Consider the following 25,181-nt stretch of genomic DNA (forward strand, 5'->3'; position numbering starts at 1 on the left):
CAGGCTCATGCCTGCAGAACAGAGGCACCCATGGGTTCTGTCGTCAAGAAGCGTCGCAAGCGCATGTCGAAGAAGAAGCACCGCAAGCTCCTCCGGAAGACCCGCCACCAGCGCCGCAACAAGAAGTGAGCGCTCGCTGAGCGACATCGGGGCCCCCGTCGGATTCGACGGGGGCCCTGATGCGTCGGTGCGTCGTGGGGAGGGGTAACGGCTCAGCGGCGCAGCAGGCGCCGCCACAGGGGCCGCTTCGCGAGCGCGGTGCGCAGGGCGGCGGCGTCGACCCGGTAGCGGGCGTGGACGGCGCCGTCCACGATGATCACGGGAACGTCGTGGTTCCAGTCCGCGAGCAGAGCGGGGTCCTCGTCGATGTCGCGCACCTCGACGGCGCTGCCTGCGCGGTCCGCCTCGGCGCGCACCACGGGGAGCGCCTCGTCGCACAGGTGGCAGCCCTCGCGGGTCAGGTACAGCACCCGGGCGTCCGGGTCCGTGGGGGAGGGGATGCGAGAGGTCATGGGGAGCACTGTAGCCATCGCCGGGACGCGGCAGGGGCCGCTCGCCGCCGTGGCGGGAGCGGCCCCTGTGCGTATGAGGGGAGGGCTCGGCTGCGGGTCAGGCCGCGGTCGGGGCGGTGAACTCCGCCTCGACGACGATCTTCACCGAGTCGCTGACGAGCACGCCGCCGGCCTCGAGCGCGGCGTTCCAGGAGAGCCCGAAGTCCTTGCGGGAGATCGTGGTCTCGCCGGTGAAGCCGGCGCGGTAGGTGCCGAAGGGATCGGTCGCGGCGCCCTCGTAGGTGAAGTCGAGGGAGATCTCGCGAGTGGTGTCGCGGATCGTGAGGTCGCCGACGAGCTGGTCGCCCTCCACGCGGGTGGAGACGAACGTGATCGTCGGGTAGGTCTCGGCGTCGAAGAAGTCCGCGGAGCGCAGGTGGCCGTCGCGGTCCGCGTTGCCGGTGGAGATGGAGGCGACCTGGAGGGTCGTGGAGAACGCGAGGTCCTTGTCGGACTCGCCGACGGTGAGGGTGCCCTCGAGCTCGCCGAAGGTGCCGCGCACCTTGGAGATGCCCGCATGGCGGACGGTGAAGCCCGCGGAGGTGTGGGCGGCGTCGAGGGTCCAGGTGCCGGGGGTGAGGTCGCTCATGCGAGATCCCTTTCTGTCTGTCGATCTCCTGACCCGGGGCGAGCGCCCCGGGCTTGTGCTTGAAATCTAAACTGTTCTGGCGGAGAATGCAACCGGGACTCGTCCCGATGAATAGGAGAACGTGATGCACACCACCCCGTCAACCGTGGAGACCGCCTCGACCCCCGGGGACCTCTGGCTCTCCCGCGAGGAGCAGGAGGCCTGGCGGCAGTACCTGTACGCCACCACGCTGCTGAGCGAGAAGCTCTCCGAGGCGCTCGAATCCGCCCCCGGGATCGATCTGACCCTGGGCGAGTACGAGATCCTCGTGCGCCTCTCCGAGGCCGACGGCGGCGCCATCCGCATGTCCGACCTCGCCGACCAGGTCGTCCATTCGCGATCGCGCCTCACCCACACCGTCACCCGCATGGAGCGCCGCGGCCTCGTGGAGCGCGTGCGCTGCGCCGCCGACGGCCGCGGCCGCGAGGCGCACCTCACCGCCGTCGGCCGCCGCCTCCTCGAGCAGGCCGCCCCGGTCCACGTGCGCTCGGTGCGCGACCGCCTCGTCGACGTCATCGGCCACGACGACCTCCTCGAGCTGGGCCGGATCCTCGCCCGGACGCTGCCGGAGGACGCCCCCGTCGCCCTCGGGTGTCCGGCACCTCACGCAGGGGCTCCCGCGGCCGACTGATCCGCAGGTTCCGTTGGTACCGTGCGGGCGAACGGACCGTAGGAGGATCCTGCCGCCATGACCACGACCACCGTCCACCTCGTCCGCCACGGCGAGGTGCATAATCCCGAGCGCATCCTCTACGGGCGCCTGCCCGGGTACCGCCTCAGCGAGCGCGGGGAGCGGATGGCGCAGTGCGTCGCGGAGCACCTGGCCGGCAACGACGTGACCCTCGTGCGGGCCTCCCCGCTGCTGCGCGCGCAGCAGACGGCCGCGCCGATCGCCGCCGCCCACGGCCTGGACGTCTCGCAGGACCAGCGCCTCATCGAGTCCGCGAACCACTTCGAGGGGCAGCGGATGGGCCACGGCGACGCCAAGCTCACCGACCCCCGCAACTGGCGCTGGTTCGCCAACCCCCTCCGTCCCAGCTGGGGCGAGCCGTACCGCGAGCAGGTCTCCCGCGTCACCGCCGCCATGCACGCCGCACGCGCCGAGGCGGAGGGTCACGAGGCCGTGCTCGTCCTGCACCAGCTGCCCATCTGGCTCACGCGCCTGAGCGCCGAGGGCCGCCCGCTCGTCCACGACCCGCGCCGCCGCGAATGCGGCCTGTGCTCGGTGACCAGCTTCCGCTTCGCGGGGCCGCACCTCGCCGGCGTGGACTACACCGAGCCCGCGCAGGAGCTGTACGCGGGCGCCGTCGACGCCACCGGAGGCCGGCTCACATGACCCGATCCACCAGGCGCCGGTTCCTCGCCGGCTCCGGGGGGCTGCTCGGCGCGGCGCTCCTGGCCGCCTGCGGCGACACCGACACCTCCTCCCGCTACGACTCCGGCTACGTCTCCGGGGACGGCGTGACCACCGAGATCCCGGCCGCCGACCGCGCCGAGCCGCTCACCGTCACCGGCACCACCTACGAGGGGGACGCCTTCTCCTCGGAGGACGCCCGCGGGCACGTGCTCGTCATCAACGTCTGGTACGCCTCCTGCCCGCCCTGCCGCAAGGAGGCCCCGGAGCTGGAGAAGATCCACCAGGACTACGCCGACCAGGACGTCCAGCTCATCGGTGTCAACGTGCGCGACGAGGAGGGCCCCGCCGCGGCCTTCGAGAAGAAGTACGGCATCACCTACCCCTCGATGCCCGATCTCGACGCCCAGATCATGTACTCCCTGCGCGGCCAGGTCGCCCCCAACGCGGTCCCCTCCACCCTCGTTCTCGACACCGAGGGCCGGGTCGCCGCGCGCATCTCCGGCGCCGCGGACCCCTCCGTGCTGCGGGCCATGCTCGACCGGGTGCTCGACGAATGAGCGCGGCGGACATCGGCCAGGCCTTCCAGGCCACCGCCCTCTCGGGCTCCCTCCTGCTCGCCCTCGCGGTCGCCGCCGCGGCCGGGCTCGTCGCCTTCCTGTCCCCGTGCGTGCTGCCCGTGGTCCCCGGCTACCTCGGCTACGTCTCCGGCCTCGCCGGGCAGGGCTCCACCACCGGCACCGGGCCGGGCGTCGTGCGCCCGCCCGCCCGCCCCAGCACCGGGCGCATGCTCGCCGGCAGCGGCCTCTTCGTCGCCGGTTTCACGATCGTCTTCATGGTCCTCGGCGGCTTCGCCGGCACCCTCGGCTACCTGCTGCAGGCCCACGCCGTGCTCATCAACCGCATCGCCGGCGTCGTCGTCATCCTCATGGGCCTCGTGTTCATGGGCGTGTTCCCCGGCCTCAGCGGCACGAAGTCCCTCACCGGCCGCCGCCCCGACGCCGGCCTGCTGGGCGCCCCGCTCATGGGCATCGTCTTCGGCCTGTCCTGGACCCCGTGCATCGGCCCCACCTACGCCGCGATCCTCGGCCTCACGCTCGACGGCTCGGGCGGCGGCGCCGCGACCCGCGGTGCCCTCCTGTCCCTCGCCTACGCCCTCGGGCTGGGCATCCCCTTCGTCCTCTTCGCCCTGCTGTTCGAGAAGGCGCTCGGCCTCAGCCGCGCGCTCTCCCGGCACCGCCGCAGCATCGGCCTCCTCTCCGGAGCGCTGCTCATCGCCATCGGCGTGCTGCTGCTGACCGGGCAGTGGGCCCAGTGGACGGCCGCCCTGCAGGGCGCGATCGCGACCTTCGAACCGGTGGTGTGATGACCCGCAAGCGAACGACGGACACGACGCCGGAGGGCGAGAGCGCCGGCCCGGACCGCTCCGACTCCTGGAGCAGCAAGCAGGAGCCCGTGGGCGTCCCCTCGCTGGGGCTGCGCGGCACCCTGCTGTTCCTCTGGCGCCAGCTCACGAGCATGCAGACCGCCCTCGTGCTGCTCATGCTGCTCGCCGTCGCCGCCGTGCCAGGCTCGCTCTACCCGCAGCGCAGCGTGAACCCCACCCTCACCGAGCAGTTCCTCGACGAGAACGGGAAGTGGGGGGAGATCCTCGACACCCTCGGGTTCTTCGACGTCTTCTCCTCGCCGTGGTTCTCCGCCATCTACCTGCTGCTGTTCATCTCGCTGATCGGCTGCATCATCCCTCGCGTGCTCGTGCACCTGCGCCAGCTGCGCTCCCGGCCCCCGCGCACCCCGTCCCGGCTGGACCGCTTCGTGGGCCACACCCGCATCGAGCTGCCCGCCGCGGATCCCGAGGAGCTGCTCGGCGCCGCCCGCAAGCGCCTGCGCCGCTCCCGCTACCGCACCGACCTGCGCGAGGAGAAGCGCTCCTCCTCGGTGAGCGCGGAGCGCGGGCTGCTGCGCGAGACCGGCAACCTCCTGTTCCACATCGCGCTCGTGGGCGTCCTGATCTGCGTGGCCGGCGGCCAGCTCACCGCCTACCGCGGTCAGATCACCGTGATCGAGGGGGACGGCTTCTCCAACTCCCTCACGCAGTACGACTCCTTCGACTCGGGCGCCTGGTTCGACTCCTCCTCGCTGCCGGACTTCCGCTTCACGCTCGACGACTTCCGGGCCACGTACGACACGACCCAGACCGAGGAGAACTTCGGCAAGCCGCTCTCCTTCGAGGCGGACGTCTCCGTCGACGCCGACGGCGACCAGTTCTCACAGACGCTCCAGGTCAACAAGCCGCTGCACGTGGACGGCTCCTCGATGTACCTGCTCGGCAACGGCTACGCCCCCGAGATCACGCTCACCGACCCCGAGGGCAACGTCGTCGCCTCCGGCCCGCTGATCACCGTGCCGCTCGGCGACACCGGCTACACCAGCCAGCTCGTGCTCAAGGCGCCCGACGCCTCCCCGGAGCAGACCGCCGTCGTCGGCTACTTCCTGCCCACCGGCACGATCGACGACACCGGCCCGCACTCCTCGTACCCGGACCTCGTCGACCCGCAGGTCGTCGCGACCGTCTACCAGGGGGACCTCGGCCTGGACTCGGGCGTCCCGCAGAACGCCTACGAGGTGGACCTCTCGACCCTCACGCCGCTCACCGCGGAGGGCTCCGACGACCCGCTGCTCCTGCGCCTCTACCAGGGGGACTCCACGACGCTGCCCGACGGCTCGACGCTGAGCTTCGACGGCGTGAAGCGCTACGCGGCCTTCGACGTCGCCCACGACCCCTTCGAGCGGTGGGTGCTGATCTTCGCGCTCACCGCGGTCGCCGGGCTGATCCTCTCGCTCTTCGTGCCGCGTCGCCGCGTCTGGGTGCGCGTCACCCCGCGTGAGGGCGGCGGCGCCGTGCTCGAGGTCGCGGGACTCGCCCGCAGTGACGACCCGTCCCTCGCAGATGACGTCCGGGCCCTGGCCCGCACGCTCGGGACGGAGCAGGATAGGGGAGCCGGTCCCGGCTCCACGAACAGCCCGGAAGGGGAAGCGCAGTGATCGACCAGCAGCTGGCGGAGGTCTCCCACCTCGCCCTCGTCGTCGCGATCGTGCTCTACGTGCTCGCGCTCATCGGTTTCGCGGCGGATCTCGCCGGGACCTCCCAGCGCCGCAGCGACGAGCGCCTCGCGGCCAAGGACCGGGCGCGCGCCGCGGTCCCCGCGGGCGTCGGCGGAGGAGCCGGGGGAGTCGCCGTCGCCGAGCCGCCGTCGGCGGAGGTCGCCGCCCCCGCCGCGGCTCGCGGCGGCATGAGCGCCCAGACCTTCGCCTTCGGCGTCTCCGCCGTCGGCGCCCTGCTGCACGTGGCCGGCGTCGCCATGCGCGCGATCGCCACCGAGCGCGTCCCGTGGGCGAACATGTACGAGTTCGCGACCACGAGCTCCGCGGTCGTCATGGTCGCCTTCCTCGTCTTCTCCGTGCGCCGCACGGAGCTGCGGGCCCTCGGCACCTTCGTGCTCGGCCCGATCCTGCTGCTCATGCTCGCCGCGCAGACCTTCTGGATCGTCCCCGCCGCGAAGCTCACCCCGAGCCTGCAGAACTCGCACTGGATCTACATCCACATCGGCGTCGCCATCCTCGCCACGGCCCTGTCGATCCTCGGCGCCGTCGTCGCCGGGCTGCAGCTCGCCTCCGCCCGGCACGAGAAGGTGCTCGCCGCGAAGGTCGCCGCGGGCGAGGAGGACCCGGAGCACTGGGGCCGCGTGGGCCACGTCCTGGACCGCCTGCCCCGCTCGGTCTCCCTCGAGGCGCTGAGCTTCCGCATCCACTCCGTCGCGTTCGTGTGCTGGACCTTCACGCTGATCTTCGGTGCGATCTGGGCACGCGAGGCGTGGGGCCGCTACTGGGGCTGGGACCCCAAGGAGGTGTGGACCTTCATCATCTGGGTCATCTACGCCGCCTACCTGCACGCCCGCGCCACCGGCGGCTTCCGCGGGACGCGCGCGGCCTGGCTGGCGCTGGCCGGCTTCACGGCCGTGGTCTTCAACTACACGATCGTCAACACGGTGATCAACGGCCTGCACTCGTACTCGGGCCTCGGCTGAGCCGTCGCCGCACGCGAGGCCGACGGTCCACCCGACCTCGGCGTGACCGCCCCCGCGGTCTGCATCGGCCCCGGCTGATCAGGCCTCGGGGGCGTCGTCGTCCCCGGGGGTCTGCTCCCGGCGCTCCCGGTCGCGGCGCTCGCGGCGGATCTGCTCGTCGAGGTCGCGCAGGAACTCCGGGTCGTCGTCCGGGGCGAGGGGCCCCTCCCGGCGCGGACCGCCGCGGCGGGCGGTGCCGGTGCCCGGGGTCCGGTCCCGGCCCACGAGCAGCCAGGTGATCGGCCCGATCCACGGGATCAGCACGACGAGCACGATCCAGGCCCACTTCGGGATCCCGCGCACCTTCGCGTCCTCCGTCTGCACGCAGTCGGCGAGGGCGAAGATCGTCAGACCGATCGAGAGGACGGCGGCGAGGGCGCGGAGCATGGATCGAGTCTAGGCGGCGACGCCGCCCACTGGTCCGCGCGGAGGTCCCGGCCGCAGTGGAGGTCCTGGCCGCACCGGCACCGCGGGCCGGGGAGTGACCTCCGCCCCGGAGCGGGCCGCTCCCGAGGCTCCTCGGAGGTGGGCGTCCTACGCTGACCCCATGCGCAACGTGCTCGGCTACGCCCTGATCCGGATCGCCCTGTGGCTGGTGATCTGGTACCTGCTGACCCTGGTGGGCGTGGGCGTCATCCTCGCGGGGCTGCTCGCGGTGCTCATCGCGATGATGATCTCCTTCCTCCTGCTGGGAGGCCGGCGGCAGAAGGCCGCGGAGGGCCTGCAGCAGGTCGACGAGCGCCGGCGCGAGAAGCGGGGCCCGGTCGTGGACGAGGACGCCGCGGAGGAGGACGCGCTCCTCGACGAGCGCGACCGCGACTGAGCGTCCGCACCCGACGCCGCGGGCCGGCTCAGGGCCGGCGCGGGCTCAGAGGCAGAGACCTGCGAGCAGCAGCAGCGCGAAGACGAGCTCGAGGCGCCCGGCGGCGCCGAGCACGGGAATCAGGGCCCGGCCCTGGGCGCCCCGGAGCACCACCCGCGCGGGGCCGATCGCGAGCGGCAGCGCGAGCAGCACGAGCGCGGCCGGCCAGTGCTGGACCATGAGCGGCACCACGAGCACGAACGGCGCGATGACGGTGACCGCGAACAGCAGCCGGGTGCCGCGCTCGCCCAGGCGCACCGCGAGGGTCGTCTTCCCCGCCTCGCGGTCCGTGGGGATGTCGCGCAGATTGTTGGTGAGCATGATCGAGACCGCGAGCAGCCCGATCGCGCAGGAGACCAGCAGCGCGGAGAGGGAGAATCCGCCGGTGATCGCGTAGGCGGTGCCGTTCACGGCGACGAGGCCGAAGAACACGAACACGAACAGCTCGCCGAGGCCCAGGTAGCCGTAGGGGTGCTTCCCGCCCGTGTACATCCACGCGGCGGCGACGGCGGCCGCACCGACCACGAGCATCCACCAGACCCCGGCGATCGCGATGAGCACGACGCCCAGCAGGGCGCCGAGGGCGAGGGCGCCGATCGCGGCGCGCTTGACGGTCGCGGGCTCCGCGGAGCGGGAGCCCGTGAGGCGGAACGGCCCGACACGATCATCGTCCGTGCCGCGGATCCCGTCGGAGTAGTCGTTGGCGTAGTTCACGCCCACCTGCAGCGCGAGCGCGACGCCGAGGGCGAGCAGCACCCGCGGGAGCAGCAGGCCCCAGCCGAGGCTCTCCCCGCTCGCGAGGATCTCGCGCACGGCGACCCCGGTGCCGGCGGCGACCGGGGCGACGGCCGCCGGGAGGGTCCGGGGGCGCGCCCCCTGCACCCACTGGGAGAGGCTGGCCATGATGCTCCTGTCGCCGTCCGGTCCCGCGCTGCGCGGCCCCGTCGAGGATACGCCGCTCAGGCGCGCCGATCGCCCGCGGAGGTCCCGCGCGCGGCCGTGTCATCGCCGACGTCGACAGCGGTGGTGGCCTCCTCTGCCCGGCTCCGGGCGAGCGCGGCGGCGGCCGCCCGGTCGATCTTCCCGATGCCCCGCAGCGGGAGCTCGGCGACCACGTGCACGCGCTTGGGGATCGACCACGAGGGCAGCTCCGCGATCCGCAGCGCGGAACGCACGAGCGCCGTCGCCTCCTCCGGGGCGGCGCCCGCGCCGAGGGTCACGAGCGCCTCGACGCGCTGCCCCCACTCCGGGTCCGGCACGCCGACGACGGCGCAGCCGGTCAGGAGCCCGCGCAGCACGAGCGAGGCCTCGGCGGCGCGCTCCACGTCCTGCGGGAGCACCTTCCGGCCGCCGGTGACGATGACGTCGTCCGCGCGTCCCAGGACCGTGAGCGAGCCGTCCGCCGCGATCCGGGCGAGGTCGCTCGTGACGAGCACGCGCCGACCGTCGACCTCGGCGAAGCCGTCCTGCACGCCGGCGCCGTCCGCGCCGAGGTAGCCGGTCGCGAGCGTGGGGGAGTCGACGAGCAGGCGCCCCTCGCCGTCGTGCGCATCGGCGAGGAGGAGGTGCACGCCCGCGAGCGGCGCGGCGTCGTACACGCATCCGCCCGCCGTCTCCGAGGAGCCGTAGGTGGTGCGCACGGCGATCCGGGCGCCGCGGGCGCGGGCGAGCACGTCACCCGGGGTCGCCGCGCCGCCCACGAGCACCCCGGCGAAGCGGCGCAGCAGGGCGCGCGCCCGTGCGTCGTCCCCCGTCGCGCCCGTGACGATGCGGGCCAGCTGCGTGGGCACGAGCGAGGTGAAGGCCGGCAGGCCCGCGGCCTCCGCCTGCTCGAGCGCCGGAGCGGCCGCACGCACGAGCGCGGCCGCGTCGAAGTGGCCGCGCAGGTCCGGCAGGTCCTCCGGGAGGGCGGCGGCGTCGAGCCCGAGCACCTGGGCGGTGCGATGGGCGCGCGCGATGACCTGCACGCCCGCGATGTGCGTGGGCGGCAGCAGCGGCAGCCAGAAGCCGTGACCGCCGAGCGCCGCGGCGGTCGCGTCCTGCGAGGCGAGCAGCGTGCGCAGCGGATGCGCGACCGACTTCGCGGTGCCCGTCGAGCCGGAGGTCGGGACCACGAGCACCGTGTCCTCGAAGCCGGCGGGCAGGGACGACGGCGGGTCCCCGGCGCCGAGCCACAGCCGGGAGCGGCCGGCCATGACCTCGCCGATCGCCGCGACATGCTCCGCGAGCGAGGCCGCTGAGGCGTCATAGGGGGCGGGCCGGGTCCAGGGCGCCGCCGGGGAGATCGTCGCGGTCACTGCGGGTGCGGGAAGGAGGACCACTCCGGGGCGCGCTTCTCGAGGAACGCGTCGCGGCCCTCCGCGGCCTCGTCGGTCATGTACGCGAGTCGGGTGGCCTCCCCGGCGAACACCTGCTGGCCCATGAGGCCGTCGTCGGCGAGGTTGAAGGCGAACTTCAGCATCCGGATCGCCTGGGGGGACTTCGTGGCGATCGTCGCGGCCATCGCGAGCGCGGCGTCCTCGAGCTCGGCGTGGTCCACGACCCGGTTCACGGCGCCCCACTCGTACGCGTCCTGCGCGGAGTACTCCTCGGCGAGGAAGAAGATCTCCCGGGCCCGCTTCTGCCCCACCTGCTTCGCGAGATAGGCGGAGCCGTAGCCGCCGTCGAAGGAGCCGACGTCCGCATCGGTCTGCTTGAAGCGCGCGTGCTCGCGCGAGGCGATCGAGAGGTCGGCGACAACGTGCAGGGAGTGCCCGCCGCCCGCGGCCCAGCCGTTGACGACCGCGATGACGACCTTGCCCATGGTGCGCATGAGGCGCTGCACCTCGAGGATGTGCAGCCGTCCGGCGGAGCGGGTGCGCACGGAGGCGGTCGCGTCGAGCTCCTCGGCGTCGTCGTACTCGTAGCCGGAGCGGCCGCGGATCCGCTGGTCGCCGCCCGAGCAGAAGGCGTGGCCGCCGTCCTTGGGGGAGGGACCGTTCCCGGTCAGCAGGATCACGCCGATGGAGGGGTCCAGGCGGGCGTGGTCGAGCGTCCGGTACAGCTCGTCGACGCTCTGCGGCCGGAAGGCGTTGCGCACCTCGGGCCGGTCGAAGGCGATCCGCACGGTGGGGAGGTCCCGCACGGTGCGCTCCCCGTCGGGGCTCTCGATCCGCTCGACGGCGCGGTGGTAGGTGACGTCGGTGAGCGCAGGGCCGCCGAGCTCCTCGAGTCCCACCTCCCGCCAGCGCGTGGGGTCGAAGGTGTCGGACACCTGACGGGGCAGGGGAGCGGGGTCGACGGTCATCTGCTCAGGGTATCGCCGGGGCGGAGGGCCGGGGAGGCGGTCGGCGGGCGGCGCCCGGGCCGTCCGTCCGTGGGGCGACCACGGCGTGGCGCTCGTGCGAACGGTCGATGACCGAGGAGTAGCCTCGCGCGGTGACCTCAGACACCACCTCCCGCACCACCCGGCAGGGCGGCGACGGCGACCCGTCCTCCCCGCACCTGGACCGCGCCCTCGGCAACCGCCACATCCAGCTCATCGCGATCGGCGGCGCCATCGGCACCGGGCTCTTCATGGGCTCCGGCAAGACGATCTCCGTGGCCGGCCCGTCCGTGCTGCTCGTCTACCTGATCATCGGCTTCATGCTGTACTTCGTCATGCGCGCCATGGGGGAGCTGCTGCTCTCCCGCCGCGAGTACCGCAACTTCGCCGACTTCACCGGTGACCTGCTGGGCCCCTGGGCCGCCTACTTCACCGGATGGACGTACTGGTTCTGCTGGGTCGTCACCGCCGTGGCGGACGTCATCGTCATCGCCTCCGTGTACGTGCGCCACCTCGTGCCCGTGCTGCCGGCCTGGGCCACGCCCGTCATCGCGCTCGTCGTGATCGTCGCGCTGATCGGGCTGAACCTGCCGACGGTGCGCGCCTTCGGCGAGACCGAGTTCTGGTTCGCGATGGTGAAGATCGTCGCGATCCTCGCCCTCATCGTCGTGGGCCTCGTGCTCGTCCTGACGAGCTTCGACTCGGGCCACGGCGCCGCGAGCTTCGCCCACCTGTGGGACCAGGGCGGGTTCTTCGGCAACGGCTTCACCGGCTTCGTCGCCGCCTTCCAGATCGCGACCTTCGCCTTCGTCGGCATCGAGCTCGTCGGCACCACCGCCGCGGAGACCAAGGACCCCGAGCACAACCTGCCCCGGGCGATCCGGTCGATCCCCGTGCGCATCCTGCTGTTCTACATCGGCTCGCTCGTGATCCTCATGTCCGTCATGCCGTGGACCGTCTACGACGCGGACAACTCCCCGTTCATCCAGGTCTTCGACGCGGCGGGGCTGCCCGCGGCCGCCGCGATCGTCAACCTCGTGGTGCTGACCTCCGCCATGTCCTCGGCGAACTCGGGCATCTACTCGACCTCACGGATGGTGTTCGGCCTCGCCACCCAGAAGGACGCCCCGGCCCTGTTCGCGAAGGTCTCGCGTCGCCGCGTCCCCCAGAACGCCCTCTACCTCACGGGCGTGATGCTGCTCGCCTCGGTCGTCCTGCTGGCCTTCGGCCTCGGCGAGTCCGCGGCGTTCTCCGTCGTCACGACCGTCTCCTCGCTGTGCTTCATGTTCGTGTGGACGATGATCCTGCTGAGCTACCTCGCCTACCGCCGCCGGCGGCCGCAGGAGCACGCCGCGAGCAGCTTCGCCATGCCCGGCGGGCGCGCCATGGTGGGCGTCGTCCTCGCCTTCTTCCTGTTCCTGCTGTGGGCGTTCACCGGTGACCCGGACACGCTCGCGGGCATGCTCGCCACGCCGGTGTGGTTCGTCGTGATCGCGGTGGGCTACGTGCTGCTGCGCCGCCGCCCCGAGCACGTCGCCGCGCGCGCCGCGTTCCGCGAGCAGGTCGCGCGGGAGCAGGGGGAGGCCGACGCCTGGAACGCCGCGCCGCAGGCCCCGTCCGCCGGCCCGGGCGCGGACCGCTGAGAGAGTCGCACTACCCTCGAGGGATGCAGATCCCCGCCTCCCTCCGAGACCTCGGCATCGACCGGGCGCACGCCTGGGCGATCGCCATGACCACCCGTTTCCGCCGCATCGAGGTGCGCGACGGCGTGCTCCTGCACGGGCCGGAGGGCTGGGCGGAGTTCTCCCCGTTCTGGGACTACGAGGCGGAGGAGTCCTCCGCCTGGCTGCGCGCCGCGATCGAGGACGCGACCCGGCCCCGCCCCTCCGCGATCCGCCAGGAGATCGGCGTCAACGCGACGATCCCCGTCGTGCAGCCGGCGCTCGCCGCCCGGCTCGCGGGCGTGGGCGGCGCACGCACCGCGAAGGTGAAGGTCGCCGATCCCGGCGCGGGCCCCGAGGAGGACCTCGACCGGGTCGCCGCCGTCCGTGACGCGCTGGGCCCGGAGGGCCGCATCCGCGTGGACGCGAACGCCGCCTGGACCCTCGAGGAGGCGCTCGACGCGCTGCCCCGCCTGGACCGCGCCGCCGGCGGGCTCGAGTACGCGGAGCAGCCCTGCGCGAGCATCGAGGACCTCGCCGCCCTGCGCCGTCGCCTCGACGTGCCGATCGCGGCCGACGAGTCCGTGCGCCGCGCCGAGGACCCCCTGCGGGTCGCCCGCGCCGAGGCGGCGGACGTCCTCGTCATGAAGGTGCAGCCGCTCGGCGGGGTGCGCCGCTGCCTCGACCTCGCCGCCGAGGCGGGGCTGCCGGTCGTCGTCTCCTCCGCGATCGAGTCGAGCGTGGGGCTCTCCGCTGGGCTCGCGCTCGCCGCCTCCCTGCCCGAGCTCGCGCACGACTGCGGCCTCGGCACCGCGAGCCTGCTCACCGCGGACCTCACCGCGCGCCCACTGCACGCCCGCGGCGGGGTGCTGCCCGTGGTCCGGGCGGAGCCGGAGGAGGACCTCCTGGACCGGCACGCCGCCGCCCCCGCCCTCGAGGCCGCCTGGGAGCAGCGTCTCGCGGCGTGCGCGGCGCTGCTCTGAGGCCCGCACCGCCGGCGGGCACCGGCCCCCGGGGCGCTGACTACGCTGGGCCCATGCCCGCTCTCCCCGGCCCCACCACGATCCCCGTCCCGGCACCCACCGGATCGGGGGCGGTGGACGCCTCGGTCACCCTGTGGCGCACGCTCGCCGCGCTCGGCGTGCGGCACGTGGTCGCCGCGCCGGGCTCCCGCTCCGCCCCGCTCGTCCACGCCCTCCACGAGGGCGACCTCCCGGAGCTGCTCGAGGCGCACGTGCGGATCGACGAGCGCGCCGCGGCCTTCACCGCCCTGGGCCTCTCCCGGGAGGACCCCGCGCACCCCGCGGCCGTGCTCACCACCTCGGGCACCGCGACCGCGCACCTGCTCGCCGCCGTCATGGAGGCCCACCACTCGCGGGTGCCGCTGATCGTGCTCACCGCGGACCGCCCCGCGGAGCTGCGCGGCACCGGCGCGAACCAGACCACCCGGCAGGCGGACCTGTACCGCGACTTCACGCGACTGCGCGCGGACCTCCCCGCGCCGACCGCCGACGGCGCGACCGCGACCGAGCTGCGCACGCTCGTCTCGACGGCCGCCCGCGCGGTCGCCGCCGCGACGGGCGAGCATCCCGGCCCCGTGCACCTGAACCTCGGGTTCCGCGACCCCCTCGCACCCGCCGCCCCCGCACAGCGCCCTTCCCCGGCCGCCGAGGCGCCGGGGATCGTCCTCACGCATCGCGTGCCCGCGGGGCCTCCCGCCCCGGTCGCCGTGCCGATCGACCCGAGCGCTTGCGTCGTCGCCGGGGACGGCGCCGGTCCCGCCGCCCGGGAGCTCGCGGAGGCGCAGCTGCTGCCGCTGCTCGCCGAGCCCAGCTCCGGCGCCCGCTGCGGGAGCTCCCTCGTCCCCGGCTACCCGGCGCTCCTCGCGCGGGTCATGGCCGATCCCGCGCACCCGCTGCGCCCGCGGCAGGCGATCGTGCTGGGGCACCCGACGCTCTCCCGCCCCGTGATCGGCGCGCTCCTCGGTGCGGCCGACGTCGACGTGGTCGTCGTCGATCCCCATCCGGACTTCGCCGACGCCGCCCGGCGGGCCCGTCTCGTGGTCCCGGCGATCACCGCGCCTCTCCCGGACGCCGCCGAGGCCGCGCGGCGCCGCGAGCACCTCGCCGCCTGGCAGGAGCCCGATCCTGAGCCGGAGAGCGCCGCGGCCCCGCTGCCGTGGCAGGCACGCGCCGCGCTCGCCGTATGGAGCGCGACCGGTGAGCAGGACGTCCTCGTGCTCGGCTCCTCGAGCCTCGTGCGGGACCTCGAGCAGCACGCGGGACCCGTCGCGGGCACCGTCCTCGCCAACCGCGGCCTCGCCGGCATCGACGGCACCACCTCCTTCGCGGGCGGCGTCGCTCTCGCCCGTTCCGCCTCGGGGCAGGGGAGCACGGGCCGCGTGCGACTGCTCGTCGGCGACCTCACCGCCCTGCACGACCTCACCGGGCTCGTCATCGGGCCCGAGGAGCGCCGCCCCGACCTCGACGTCGTGGTGGTGGACGACGACGGCGGCAGGATCTTCGGCGGGCTCGAGCATGCCTCCGCGCCGCCAGCCCTGCTGCGGCGCTTCTTCACCACCCCGCACGGCACCGATCTCGCCGCGGCGGCGGCCGCGCTCGGCGCCGAGTCCCGCACCCTCGCGCCCGAGGAGCTGCCCGCCGCCCTCGCCGCACCGTCCTGCGGCCTGCGGGTCCTCATCGCACAGGAGATGCACAGCCGCTTCCAGCCGGACTCCGGGGAAGCTCCGCTTCACTGACTCCCGTGAACGAGCAGAGCACGCCCCCGCAGCCGCAGCAGCCCCAGCAGCCCCAGGCCCCCCAGGACCCCACTGTGTCCCCGCCGCAGGGCTGGTACGCGGCGCCGGACTCCCGGCCGGGCGCTGAGCAGCCCACCGACACGCTCGCCCCGCAGTGGGGTGAGCCGCCCACGGAGCAGCTCGGCACCGCGCCCACCGCCCAGCAGCCTGCCCAGGCCGACGCCGCGCAGGCCTCCGCCGACCCCTGGTGGGCGGCGAGCCGCGAGGCGCCGACCTACGGCGCCCCGGCCCCCGGCGGCTCGTACGGCGCACCGGGCGATCCCGGGTACGCGGGACCGGTGCCGGTCGACACGTCGGCGGCGGTCGCCCCCGCTCCCGCCCGCACCCGCCGCGGTCCCGGCTGGGGAGGTGTCGTCGTGCTCGTCGGCGCGGGGATGCTGCTCTCGAGCGGCGTGACCCTCGGCGGCGTCGTCGCCTACGACCAGCTGCTCGGCTCCGACGGCGCCTCCACCGCGGCGACGTCCTCGTCCTCGACCCAGGGCCCCGTGAGCACCGCCTCCTCGACCTCGGACCCGGACTGGTCCGCGGTCGCCGCGGCCGTCACCCCGAGCACCGTGGAGATCCAGGTCGCCGCCCAGGGCGGCACCTCCACCGGCACCGGCGTCGTGCTGGACACCAAGGGGAACATCCTCACGAACAACCACGTCGTCGACGGCGGCCAGCAGGTGCAGGTGACCCTCTCCGACGGCTCCGTCTACGCCGCGAGCATCGTCGGCACCGACGCCTCCACGGACCTCGCCGTGCTGCGCCTCGACGACCCGCCGAGCGACCTCCAGCCCGCGACCTTCGGCGACTCGAGCTCCGTCGCGGTGGGCCAGGACGTCATGGCGATCGGCACGCCGCTCGGGCTGCAGAACACGGTCACCACCGGCATCGTCTCCGCGACCGCCCGCCCCGTGACGACGACGGGCCAGCAGCCCGACGGGTCCGACTCGACCTACACCTCCGCGATCCAGACCGACGCCTCGATCAACCCCGGCAACTCCGGCGGCCCGCTCGTGGACGCGACCGGCGCCGTGATCGGCATCAACTCCTCGATCGCGGGCGTCGCGAGCGGCCAGGAGACCTCCGGCAGCATCGGCCTGGGCTTCGCGATCCCCGCGAGCACCGCGAAGCTCATCGCGGACCAGCTCATCGACGGCGGCACCGCCCAGCACGCCTACCTCGGCGTCACCACGACGGACGGCAGCGCGGAGGCGAGCGGCACCACCCGCACCGGCGCCGAGGTCGTCTCCGCGGAGGACGGCACCCCGGCCTCGAAGGCCGGGCTGCGCAAGGGCGACGTGGTCGTCGCGGTCGACGACACCCCGGTCGACGGGGCCGCCGCGCTCACGGGCGTCGTGCGCGGCCTCGCGGTGGACTCGGAGCACACGCTCACGGTGGTGCGCGACGGGAGCGAGCAGCAGCTCACCGTGACCCTCACGGCCGCCTCCTGACGGTGCCGCTCCGGGGCCGGGGCTGAGCGCCGGCGGGGCTCAGCCGCGCAGGGCCCGCAGCATCGGCCGGCACTTCGCGAGCACCTCGGCGTGCTCGGAGACCGGGTCGGAGGCGGCGACGAGCCCGCCGCCCGCCTGGAGCCGCACGCCGCCGTCCCCGAGCAGGTGACCGCCGCGCAGGGCGATCGCCCACTGGCCGTCGCCGCGCGCGTCCATCCAGCCCACGGGCGCCGCGTAGCCGCCGCGGTCCCGCGCCTCGAGCCGGGCGATGATCTCGTCCGCCGCCTCGCGCGGGGTCCCCGAGACGGCCGCGGAGGGATGCAGTCGCGCGGCCACGTCGAGGCTCGTGACGCCCTCGGAGAGCTGCGCGGTGACGTCGGAGGCGAGGTGCTCGAGCCCCGGCAGGCGCAGCACGAACGGCTCGGGGGAGCGGTGCTCGACCTCCGCGATGCCCGCGAGCCGCGCGAGCACCGAGTCGATCGCGAAGGTGTGCTCGGAGCGCTCCTTCGCATCGGCGAGGAAGGCGCGGCGGTCGTCCGCCGCGAGCTCCCCGTCGTCGGCCACGGAGCGCGTGCCCGCGAGCACACGGGAGAAGAGGCGGCCGTCCTGGACCTGGGCGAGCATCTCCGGGCTCGCCCCGATCATGTCGGCCACGTGATACGTCCACGTGCTCGGGTAGGCGGCGGTGAGCCGGGCGAGCAGCGCGCCGGGCACGGCGGGCTCCGCGGTGCGCACCGTCGTCGTCTCGGAGAGCACGACCTTCTCCGCCTGCCCCGCCCGGATCGCCCGCACGGCCTCGCGCACGAGCGCCTGGTACTCGTCGGGGGAGTGGTCCGCCTCGATCGTGAGCCGCCCCGGGGGGAGCGGCGGCTCCGCGGGGGCGGCGGGGAACAGCGACGTGAAGTGCGCGGGGGCCGACGGCTCCTCGTCCCGGGAGACGAGCGTGAGGAACGCCTCGCCGTCGTGCACGCCGAGCACGGCCTCCGGCACCAGCAGCGTCGAGGGGCGCTCGGAGGCGGCGGCGTAGGAGAAGGAGCCGAGGGCCACGAGGCCGCTGCCGCGGGTGAGGACCTCGTCGACGACGTCGGCGCGGGCGGCGAGCGCCCGGAAGGCGGCGGAGGCCGCCGTGAAGCGGTCCGGCCCGGCGGAGGTGAACTCCCAGGCCCGGCCCAGGGCGACGAGCCCCTGACCGTGCCGCAGCCACGCCCCCGAGGGGGCCGCCGGCAGGTGCGCCGCGAGGTCGACGTCCTCGTCGATCCGCCAGGTGCGCACCACGAGCCGCGGCTGCTCCGCAGCGGGGTCGGGGTTCAGGTCCGTGGATGGCATCCGTGTCATTATGCGACACCGGACGGCCCGTCCCGGGTGCGACCATGGACCTCGACCAGCACACCCGGCGGATGGAGCAGAGCGTGAGCAGCAGCGGCGGCGGAAGCATCGCGACACCCCTGGTCCGGGGGGTCGTCGCCGCCGCAGTGAGCCTCGGCACGGTCCTCGCGATCACCGTGGTCCCCGCGCTCGCCGCGCAGATCGCCGGGAGCGGCTCGAGCGCCACCGCCCTGGACGCCGTCCTCATCGCCCTGAACCTGCTCGTCCTCGGCCACGGCGGCGGGGTCACGCTCGGCACAGGCGTCATCGAAGGCGCCACGACCCTCACGCCGCTGGGCCTCAGCCTGCTGCTCGTCGCCGTCTCCGCTCTCGGCATGCGGCGCGTGGGCCGCGGCCTGGACCTCGTCCGCGACGACGGCGTGCTGCGCACCCGGGCGCTGCGGGACGCCGGCGGGGCGCTCGGCGCGTACACGGCGGTCTACGCCGTCGGCATGGCGGTCGTCGGCGCGCTCGGCCGCAGCGGCGAGGCGAGCCCCGTGATCGCCTCCGCGCTCGTCTCCGCCGCGCTGATCGCCGTGGTGGGCGGGCTGCTGGGCCTGCTGTGGTCCGTGCGCCGGGAGGCGACCGCGACGATCCCCGCGGTGCGGGTCCTCGCCCTGCTGCCCTCGCCCTTCGACGCCGTCGCCCGCGCCGTGCTGCTCGCGCTGGGCGGGCTCGTCGCCGCCGCGACCGCGCTCGTCGTGGTGCTGCTGGTGATCTCGATCCCGGGCCAGTCCGCGCTCTTCGACCAGCTCGCCCCGGGCGTCGTGGGCGGCGCGGTGCTGACCCTGCTGCAGCTCGCCCTGCTGCCGCTGCTCATCGTGTGGGCGATGGCGGTGCTGCTGGGCGGGACCGTCTCTGTGGGCAGCGGCACGGCCCTGTCCCTGCACGGCGTCGAGAGCGGTGTGCTCCCCGCGCTGCCGATGCTCGCGGCGATCCCGCAGCCCGGCGCCGCCCCCGTCTGGGTCTGGGCGCTGCTCGTGCTGCCGATCGCGGCGGTGGTCCTCGGCGCGTACCGGCTCGTCCGGGACACCACGGGGCTCGCGCTGCGGGACCGCGTGACGGCCTGGGTCGCCTACCCGGTGCTCGTCGTCGTCGCGGTCCTGCTCGTCGCGGGCCTCTCCACGGGGCGCATCGGCGAGGGCCGCCTGGTGCACCTCGGCCCGGTGATGTCCACGATGCTGCTGCCGCTGCTGGGGATCGTCGTGCTGAGCACCGCCGCCGTGATCGGCCTGCTCGCGACCCCGGCGGTGCCGTGGGTGCGCGGTCTCGTGGGCTCCCTCCGCGAGCGGGTCGAGCGCGCGGAGGAGGAGGAGCGCGGAGTCGGCGCCGCTCGCTCCGAGGTCATGGACGACGACGCCGCTGACGCGGACAGCACCGGATCCGGCGCCTCGACCGCGTCCGATGCCGCCACCGCTCCCGATGCCTCCACCGCGTCCGATGCCGCGTCGGCGGAGGAGAGCGGGACGAGCCTCGCGGCGGGCTCGCCCTCGGAGCGCTAGGTCCCCGTCAGCTCCCTGTCAGGTCCCCGAGCCAGGTCGCGACGGAGTCCTCGACGTCCTGGCGGCACTGTGCCTCCGCACGCTGCGTGAGCGCCGTGTCCCGGCACTCCTCGAGCTCCGACATCGGGCCGTAGAACAGCACCGAGACGAGCGAGCTCGTGATGATCATGAGCGTCGCCGGCATCCCCACCACGGCGGCGAGCACCGCCGAGCCGCGCCGGCCCCGGCGGAACGCGGAGACCGTGACCGGGACGAGCACCACGAGCGCGGCCGCGGCGACGACCCCCGCGAGCAGCGACCACGGCAGCGGCGCGATCAGCAGGATCCAGGCCAGGAGCATGAGCACCGTGAGCAGCGCGAGCCGCCGCGTGTGCCGGCGGCTGTCGTCGGGGGAGGGGTCGCTCGCGGGACTCATCGCCCCATTGTGCCCGCTCGTCGCTACCCTGGCCCGGTGACCCCCGCGACCCCCCTCCCCGCGACCCCTGCGACCACCGGGACCGCCGGGACGGCGCCCACGCGCGTCGTCGTCCTGCTCTCCGGCGCCGGCTCCACCTTCGCCGCCCTCCTCGAGGCCTCCCGCGCCGCGGACTCGCCCTACGAGATCGTCGGCGTCCTCGCGGACAAGCCCGCCGCCGGCCTCGACATCGCCCGGGACGCGGGGATCCCCACCGCCGTCGTCGCCCTGCGCGACTTCCCCGACCGCGCCGCGTGGGACGAGGCGCTCGCCGCCGCCGTCGCCGCCCACGACCCCGAGCTCGTGGTGCTCGCCGGCTTCATGCGGCTCGTCGGCTGCCCGCTGCTGGACGCCTACGGCGGCCGTATCGTCAACACCCACCCCGCCCTGCTGCCCTCCTTCCCCGGCGCCCACGGCGTGCGCGACGCCCTCGCCCACGGGGTGAAGATCACCGGCGCGACCATCATCGAGGTCGACGCCGGGGTGGACACCGGGCGGATCCTCGCCCAGGTCGCCGTCCCCGTCCTCGAGGACGACACCGAGGACACGCTCCACGAGCGCATCAAGGCCGCGGAGCAGCCGCTCCTGGTCGACGTGGTGCGCACCCTCGCCGCCCGGTAGGCTGGCCCCACACGACTGGCGCAGGTGGGAGGACCACCGGGGAGTGAACCGCGAGCATCGACCGCCTGGGTGCTCGTCGCAAGGACCGCACCCGCCCTCGAACAGGAGCCCCCTCGTGATCGCCACCGATCGCCGCCCGATCCGCCGCGCCCTCCTCTCCGTCTTCGACAAGACCGGCATCGTCGAGCTCGCCACCGCGCTCGCCGAGACCGGCGCCGAGATCGTCTCCACCGGCTCGACCGCCGCGACCGTCCGCGACGCGGGCATCGCCGTCACCGAGGTGGAGACCGTCACCGGCTTCCCCGAGATGCTCGACGGCCGCGTGAAGACCCTCCACCCGCGCGTGCACGGCGGCATCCTCGCGGACCTCCGCGAGGAGACCCACCGCGCCCAGCTCGCCGAGCACGGCATCGAGCCCTTCGACCTCGTCGTCGTGAACCTCTACCCGTTCTCCGAGACCGTCGCCGCCGGCGGCAGCTTCGACGAGATCATCGAGAAGATCGACGTGGGCGGCCCCTCGATGGTGCGCGGCGCGGCGAAGAACTTCGCGAGCGTCGCCGTCGTCGTCGAGCAGGACGGCTACGCCGACGCCGCGCGCGCCGCCCGCGCCGGCGGCTTCACCCTCGCCGAGCGCCAGGAGCTCTCCGCGATCGCCTTCACCGTCACCGCGGACTACGACACCGCGATCTCCGAGTGGATGACCGCGCGCCTCGCCGAGGACGCCGGCGAGGAGACCGACGGCGCCGAGGAGGGCCAGGACGTCTCGCTGCTCGACCTCCCCGAGGACGAGGCCGCCGCCTTCGGCATCACCGCGACCCTCCGCTACGGCGAGAACCCCCACCAGCGGGCGCGGCTCGCCGTGACCGATCCCGAGGCCCCGGGCCTCGCGGGAGCGACGCTCCTGGGCGGCAAGCCCATGAGCTACAACAACTACGTCGACGCGGACGCCGCCGCGCGCGCCGCCTTCGACCACGACCAGCCGTGCGTCGTCGTCATGAAGCACAACAACCCCTGCGGCATCGCCGTCGTCACCGAGGGCGAGGACCTCGCCCTCGCCCACGCCCGCGCCCACGCGACGGACCCGCTCTCCGCCTACGGCGGCGTCATCGCCGCCAACCGCACCGTCACCCTCGCGATGGCGCAGCAGGTCAAGCCGATCTTCACCGAGGTCATCCTCGCCCCCGGCTACGAGGAGGACGCCCTCGCGCTGCTCCAGGGCAAGAAGAACCTCCGCATCCTCCAGGTCGAGGACCGCACCCGAGGCGGCGTCGAGGTGCGCCCGATCTGGGGCGGCACCCTCATCCAGGACGCCGACGCGGTCGACGCGGACGGCGACGACCCCGCGCAGTGGACCCTCGCCTCGGGCGAGGCGGCGGATGCCGCGACCCTCGCGGACCTCGCCTTCGCCTGGCGCTCGGTGCGCGCCGCGAAGTCCAACGCGATCCTGCTCGCGAAGGACTCCGCGGCCGTCGGCATCGGCATGGGCCAGGTCAACCGCCTGGACTCCTGCCGGCTCGCCGTGACCCGCGCGAACACGCTCGGCGAGGACGGCGAGGAGCGGGCCCGCGGCGCGGTCGCCGCGTCGGACGCCTTCTTCCCCTTCGCCGACGGCGCCCAGATCCTCATCGACGCCGGGGTGCGGGCGATCGTCCAGCCCGGCGGCTCCATCCGCGACGAGGAGGTCGTCGAGGCCTGCCGCGCGGCGGGCGTCACGATGTACCTCACGGGCACCCGGCACTTCGCCCACTGAGCCCCGTCGGGGCTCGCGACCGGTCCCTCGCGCACGCCGTGCGACGGACCGGTCGGTCCCCGCTCCGAGCAGGCCGTCCGTTCACCTGGACGTCATGCACGCCCCCTACAGTGGTGCCCAACATGAGCATGTGTCGAAGGAGTGACCGTGAGAATCCCTGACAACCAGTCCCTGCGCGAGTACATCGAGCACCTGCGCGAGGAGGGCTACACGGTCCAGGACGGTCACACCCCCGACCCCGACCTCATCGATCCGCAGGGCAACCCCGTCTACACCTGGCAGGAGGGGTACCCCTACGAGACCCGCATGGACCGCGAGGACTACGAGCTGGAGAAGTACAAGCTCCAGGTCGAGCTGCTGAAGTTCCAGTACTGGCTCGAGGACAACGACCAGAAGGCCGTCATCATCTTCGAGGGGCGGGACGCGGCCGGCAAGGGCGGCACCATCAAGCGCTTCACGGAGCACCTGAACCCGCGCACCGCGCGCGTCGTCGCGCTGAACAAGCCGAGCGACCGCGAGCGCGGCCAGTGGTACTTCCAGCGCTACGTCCAGCACCTGCCCACCGAGGGCGAGATGGTGCTCTTCGACCGCTCCTGGTACAACCGCGCCGGCGTCGAGCGGGTCATGGGCTTCGCGAGCCCCGAGCAGTACGAGACCTTCATGAACCAGACACCGTCCTTCGAGCGCATGCTCGTGGACTCCGGCATCCACCTCACGAAGTTCTGGTTCTCCGTCTCGCAGAAGGAGCAGCGGACCCGCTTCGCGATCCGCCAGCTCGACCCGGTGCGCCGTTGGAAGCTCTCCCCGATGGACCTCGAGTCCCTCGACCGCTGGGAGGCCTACACGCAGGCCAAGGAGGAGATGTTCCGCCGCACGGACAAGAAGTACGCGCCGTGGACGATCATCCGCAGCAACGACAAGAAGCGCGCCCGCATCAACGCGATGCGCTACTTCCTCTCGCAGTTCGAGTACGAGGACAAGGACCACGACGTGGTCGGCCAGCCCGATCCGAAGCTCGTCATGCGCGGCAAGATGGAGGAGGCCGACGAGTGAGCCGCTGAGCTCGCCGTCCCGCCGTCCCTCGTGACGTGCGGAAGGGCCCGGTCCCCTCGGGGCCGGGCCCTTCCGCGCCCCGGGCGGGACGGGCCGACGGCGGGTCGGCGGGGCGGCTCAGACTGTGCCGCCGTCCGGGATCGGGAGCTCCTGCGGGTCCTGCTCGAGCGGACGGCCGATCTCCCCGGAGTCGGGTGCCTCCTCCGTCAGCGCGGGGATCGTGCCCGTGGCCGTCGCGCGCACCGGGCGGGTCATCGAGGCGGGGGAGAGCAGCAGCTCCAGCCGGTGCTCGTCGATGAGGCCCCGCTCGAGGACGAGCTCGCGCACCGGCCGTCCCGTGGTGAGCGCGGTGCTCGCGATGTCCGTCGCGGCGGCGTAGCCGATCACCGGGACGAGCGCCGTCACCACCCCGATCGAGCGGTGGATGTAGTCGTCCACGACCTCGCGGTTCACGGTGATCCCGCGGATGCAGCGCTCCGCGAGCGTGTCCATCGCCCGGGTCATGACCCGCGTGGACTCCAGGATGTTGAAGCAGATCACCGGCTCGAAGGCGTTCAGCTGCAGCTGGCCGCCCTCCGCCGCGAAGGTCACCGTGAGGTCGTTGCCGATCACCTCGAAGGCCACCTGGTTGACGACCTCGGGGATCACCGGGTTCACCTTCCCCGGCATGATCGAGGAGCCCGGCTGCACCGCCGGCAGGGTGATCTCGGCGAAGCCCGCGCGCGGGCCGGAGGAGAGCAGGCGAAGGTCGTTGCAGATCTTCGAGATCTTCACGGCGATGCGCTTGAGCACCCCGGAGAAGGTGACGAAGGCACCGGTGTCGCTCGTCGCCTCGACGAGGTCCGCGGCGACCGTGAACTCGACCCCGGTGAGCTCGGAGAGCTCGCGGGCCGCGAGCTGCGCGTAGCGGGGGTCGGTCGTGATGCCGGTGCCGATCGCGGTCGCGCCGAGGTTGATCTCCTGGAACAGCCGCGCCGTGCGGGTCAGCCGCTCCACGTCCTCGCTGATCGTCGTCGCCCAGGCGCGGAACTCCTGGCCCACCGTCATCGGGACCGCGTCCTGCATCTGCGTGCGACCCATCTTCAGCACGTCCGCGTACTCGTCGCCCTTGTCCCGCAGCGCGCCGATGAGCGTGTCCATGGCCTCCGCGAGCGCGGGGAAGGAGAGCATCATCGCGAGCCGCACGGCGGTGGGGTAGACGTCGTTCGTGGACTGCGCGAGGTTCACGTGGTTGTTGGGGTGGAGGTGCTCGTAGTCGCCCTTCTCGTGCCCCAGGATCTCGAGCGCGCGGTTCGCGATGACCTCGTTCGCGTTCATGTTGGTGCTCGTGCCCGCACCGCCCTGGATCATGTCCACGACGAAGTGCTCGTGCAGCGCACCGCCCGCGATCTCCTCGCAGGCCTGCTCGATCGCGGCGGCACGCTCGTCGTCGAGCGCCCCGAGAGCATGGTTGGCCCGGGCGGTGGCCCGCTTGACCTGGGCGAGCGCCTCGATGAGGCGGGGGAAGTGGGACAGGGGGACTCCCGTGATGTGGAAGTTCTCCTGCGCCCGCAGGGTCTGGATCCCGTAATAGGCGTGGGCGGGGACCTCGCGATCGCCGAGCAGGTCGTGCTCGCGGCGGGTGGCGGATCCTGTCGTCGCACCGGGATGGGTCATGGGTCTTGTCCTCCGGGTTCTCGGACGGCCGGCGTCGTC

At 73.8% G+C, this 25,181-nt stretch carries 25 protein-coding genes and 1 riboswitch; of the genes, 16 read left to right on the forward strand and 9 right to left on the reverse strand.

The genetic code is table 11. The features are described from left to right. The first annotated feature begins 30 nt into the window (after positions 1-30). Complete coding sequence (locus ABD080_RS08760) at positions 31-129, forward strand: 30S ribosomal protein bS22 (protein ID WP_019174583.1); 99 nt, start codon at positions 31-33, stop codon at positions 127-129. Between the two features lie 83 nt (positions 130-212). On the opposite strand, the gene ABD080_RS08765 is transcribed toward ABD080_RS08760, so the two are convergent. Both ABD080_RS08765 and ABD080_RS08770 read right to left on the reverse strand, forming a co-directional pair. Next, complete coding sequence (locus ABD080_RS08765) at positions 213-512, reverse strand: glutaredoxin family protein (RefSeq protein WP_343904424.1); 300 nt, start codon at positions 510-512, stop codon at positions 213-215. Positions 513-609: 97 nt separating this feature from the next. Next, positions 610-1,140 (reverse strand): YceI family protein, encoded by a 531-nt coding sequence (locus ABD080_RS08770; RefSeq protein WP_137770084.1) that lies wholly within the window; start codon positions 1,138-1,140, stop codon positions 610-612. A gap of 124 nt (positions 1,141-1,264) precedes the next feature. Here ABD080_RS08770 and ABD080_RS08775 point away from each other — a divergent pair, with 124 nt between their 5' ends. Genes ABD080_RS08775 through ccsB form a run of 6 tightly spaced genes read left to right on the forward strand, consistent with a single transcriptional unit; the run spans position 1,265 to position 6,621 of the window. Continuing rightward, positions 1,265-1,810 carry a MarR family winged helix-turn-helix transcriptional regulator gene (locus tag ABD080_RS08775; RefSeq protein WP_137770085.1) on the forward strand — a complete coding sequence of 182 codons (546 nt, stop codon included), beginning with the start codon at positions 1,265-1,267 and terminating at the stop codon, positions 1,808-1,810. Positions 1,811-1,867: 57 nt separating this feature from the next. After that, the gene (locus tag ABD080_RS08780) at positions 1,868-2,515 is read left to right on the forward strand and encodes a histidine phosphatase family protein (RefSeq protein WP_264449702.1); all 648 of its coding nucleotides are present in this window, start codon (positions 1,868-1,870) and stop codon (positions 2,513-2,515) included. Next, positions 2,512-3,093 (forward strand): TlpA family protein disulfide reductase, encoded by a 582-nt coding sequence (locus tag ABD080_RS08785; RefSeq protein WP_137770087.1) that lies wholly within the window; start codon positions 2,512-2,514, stop codon positions 3,091-3,093. The genes ABD080_RS08780 and ABD080_RS08785 overlap by 4 nt, the downstream gene beginning before the upstream one ends. Continuing rightward, positions 3,090-3,899: a cytochrome c biogenesis CcdA family protein gene (locus ABD080_RS08790; RefSeq protein WP_137770088.1), complete on the forward strand. Its 810-nt coding sequence runs from the start codon at positions 3,090-3,092 to the stop codon at positions 3,897-3,899. The genes ABD080_RS08785 and ABD080_RS08790 overlap by 4 nt, the downstream gene beginning before the upstream one ends. After that, entirely contained in the window at positions 3,899-5,578 is a 1,680-nt protein-coding gene (resB, locus tag ABD080_RS08795; RefSeq protein ID WP_343904425.1) for a cytochrome c biogenesis protein ResB, read from the forward strand. Before ABD080_RS08790 ends, resB begins: the two co-directional genes overlap by 1 nt. Beyond that, positions 5,575-6,621 carry a c-type cytochrome biogenesis protein CcsB gene (gene ccsB / locus ABD080_RS08800; RefSeq protein WP_137770090.1) on the forward strand — a complete coding sequence of 349 codons (1,047 nt, stop codon included), beginning with the start codon at positions 5,575-5,577 and terminating at the stop codon, positions 6,619-6,621. Before resB ends, ccsB begins: the two co-directional genes overlap by 4 nt. 78 nt (positions 6,622-6,699) lie before the next feature. Here the strand turns inward: ccsB and ABD080_RS08805 are convergent, their stop codons facing one another. Continuing rightward, positions 6,700-7,047: a PLD nuclease N-terminal domain-containing protein gene (locus ABD080_RS08805; protein ID WP_137770091.1), complete on the reverse strand. Its 348-nt coding sequence runs from the start codon at positions 7,045-7,047 to the stop codon at positions 6,700-6,702. Positions 7,048-7,207: 160 nt separating this feature from the next. Between ABD080_RS08805 and ABD080_RS08810 the strand changes: the two genes are divergently transcribed. Next, positions 7,208-7,483 carry a DUF4229 domain-containing protein gene (locus ABD080_RS08810; protein WP_137770092.1) on the forward strand — a complete coding sequence of 92 codons (276 nt, stop codon included), beginning with the start codon at positions 7,208-7,210 and terminating at the stop codon, positions 7,481-7,483. A gap of 45 nt (positions 7,484-7,528) precedes the next feature. Here the strand turns inward: ABD080_RS08810 and ABD080_RS08815 are convergent, their stop codons facing one another. Genes ABD080_RS08815 through ABD080_RS08825 form a run of 3 tightly spaced genes read right to left on the reverse strand, consistent with a single transcriptional unit; the run spans position 7,529 to position 10,808 of the window. Then, positions 7,529-8,425, reverse strand: coding sequence for a 1,4-dihydroxy-2-naphthoate polyprenyltransferase (locus tag ABD080_RS08815; protein WP_137770093.1), 897 nt, complete (start codon positions 8,423-8,425; stop codon positions 7,529-7,531). 56 nt (positions 8,426-8,481) lie between these two features. After that, positions 8,482-9,819: an AMP-binding enzyme gene (locus ABD080_RS08820; protein WP_343904426.1), complete on the reverse strand. Its 1,338-nt coding sequence runs from the start codon at positions 9,817-9,819 to the stop codon at positions 8,482-8,484. Continuing rightward, complete coding sequence (locus tag ABD080_RS08825) at positions 9,816-10,808, reverse strand: 1,4-dihydroxy-2-naphthoyl-CoA synthase (RefSeq protein WP_343904427.1); 993 nt, start codon at positions 10,806-10,808, stop codon at positions 9,816-9,818. The genes ABD080_RS08820 and ABD080_RS08825 overlap by 4 nt, the downstream gene beginning before the upstream one ends. Before the next feature lie 131 nt (positions 10,809-10,939). Between ABD080_RS08825 and ABD080_RS08830 the strand changes: the two genes are divergently transcribed. Genes ABD080_RS08830 through ABD080_RS08845 form a run of 4 tightly spaced genes read left to right on the forward strand, consistent with a single transcriptional unit; the run spans position 10,940 to position 16,741 of the window. After that, entirely contained in the window at positions 10,940-12,469 is a 1,530-nt protein-coding gene (locus ABD080_RS08830) for an amino acid permease (protein ID WP_343904428.1), read from the forward strand. A gap of 23 nt (positions 12,470-12,492) precedes the next feature. Further along, positions 12,493-13,470: an o-succinylbenzoate synthase gene (locus ABD080_RS08835; protein WP_343904429.1), complete on the forward strand. Its 978-nt coding sequence runs from the start codon at positions 12,493-12,495 to the stop codon at positions 13,468-13,470. Positions 13,471-13,523: 53 nt separating this feature from the next. After that, positions 13,524-15,245, forward strand: a complete 1,722-nt coding sequence (gene menD / locus ABD080_RS08840) for a 2-succinyl-5-enolpyruvyl-6-hydroxy-3-cyclohexene-1-carboxylic-acid synthase (protein ID WP_343904430.1) — start codon at positions 13,524-13,526, stop codon at positions 15,243-15,245. Positions 15,246-15,250: 5 nt separating this feature from the next. Beyond that, positions 15,251-16,741: a S1C family serine protease gene (locus ABD080_RS08845; protein ID WP_240811258.1), complete on the forward strand. Its 1,491-nt coding sequence runs from the start codon at positions 15,251-15,253 to the stop codon at positions 16,739-16,741. Positions 16,742-16,780: 39 nt separating this feature from the next. Here the strand turns inward: ABD080_RS08845 and ABD080_RS08850 are convergent, their stop codons facing one another. Further along, positions 16,781-18,067: an isochorismate synthase gene (locus tag ABD080_RS08850; RefSeq protein WP_343904431.1), complete on the reverse strand. Its 1,287-nt coding sequence runs from the start codon at positions 18,065-18,067 to the stop codon at positions 16,781-16,783. Between the two features lie 83 nt (positions 18,068-18,150). On the opposite strand from ABD080_RS08850, the gene ABD080_RS08855 reads away from it, so the two are divergent. Continuing rightward, complete coding sequence (locus ABD080_RS08855) at positions 18,151-19,608, forward strand: cell division protein PerM (RefSeq protein WP_343904432.1); 1,458 nt, start codon at positions 18,151-18,153, stop codon at positions 19,606-19,608. Positions 19,609-19,615: 7 nt separating this feature from the next. Here the strand turns inward: ABD080_RS08855 and ABD080_RS08860 are convergent, their stop codons facing one another. Continuing rightward, positions 19,616-20,023 (reverse strand): hypothetical protein, encoded by a 408-nt coding sequence (locus ABD080_RS08860; RefSeq protein WP_137770098.1) that lies wholly within the window; start codon positions 20,021-20,023, stop codon positions 19,616-19,618. A 36-nt stretch (positions 20,024-20,059) separates the two neighbouring features. On the opposite strand from ABD080_RS08860, the gene purN reads away from it, so the two are divergent. The 3 genes from purN (at position 20,060) to ppk2 (ending at position 23,486) form a co-directional block, all read left to right on the forward strand. After that, a complete protein-coding gene (purN, locus tag ABD080_RS08865; RefSeq protein ID WP_137770099.1) occupies positions 20,060-20,683 on the forward strand; it encodes a phosphoribosylglycinamide formyltransferase in 624 nt (207 codons plus the stop codon). Between the two features lies 1 nt (position 20,684). After that, positions 20,685-20,761, forward strand: a riboswitch (ZMP/ZTP riboswitch). Positions 20,762-20,798: 37 nt separating this feature from the next. Further along, positions 20,799-22,433, forward strand: a complete 1,635-nt coding sequence (gene purH / locus ABD080_RS08870) for a bifunctional phosphoribosylaminoimidazolecarboxamide formyltransferase/IMP cyclohydrolase (protein WP_343904433.1) — start codon at positions 20,799-20,801, stop codon at positions 22,431-22,433. 147 nt (positions 22,434-22,580) lie between these two features. Continuing rightward, a complete protein-coding gene (gene ppk2, locus ABD080_RS08875) occupies positions 22,581-23,486 on the forward strand; it encodes a polyphosphate kinase 2 (protein ID WP_137770101.1) in 906 nt (301 codons plus the stop codon). 117 nt (positions 23,487-23,603) lie between these two features. Here ppk2 and ABD080_RS08880 read toward each other — a convergent pair whose 3' ends face one another. Next, a complete protein-coding gene (locus ABD080_RS08880; protein WP_137770102.1) occupies positions 23,604-25,142 on the reverse strand; it encodes an aspartate ammonia-lyase in 1,539 nt (512 codons plus the stop codon). Positions 25,143-25,181: the final 39 nt, after the last annotated feature.

It is taken from the genome of Brachybacterium rhamnosum (assembly GCF_039526185.1).
GTDB lineage: Bacteria > Actinomycetota > Actinomycetes > Actinomycetales > Dermabacteraceae > Brachybacterium > Brachybacterium rhamnosum.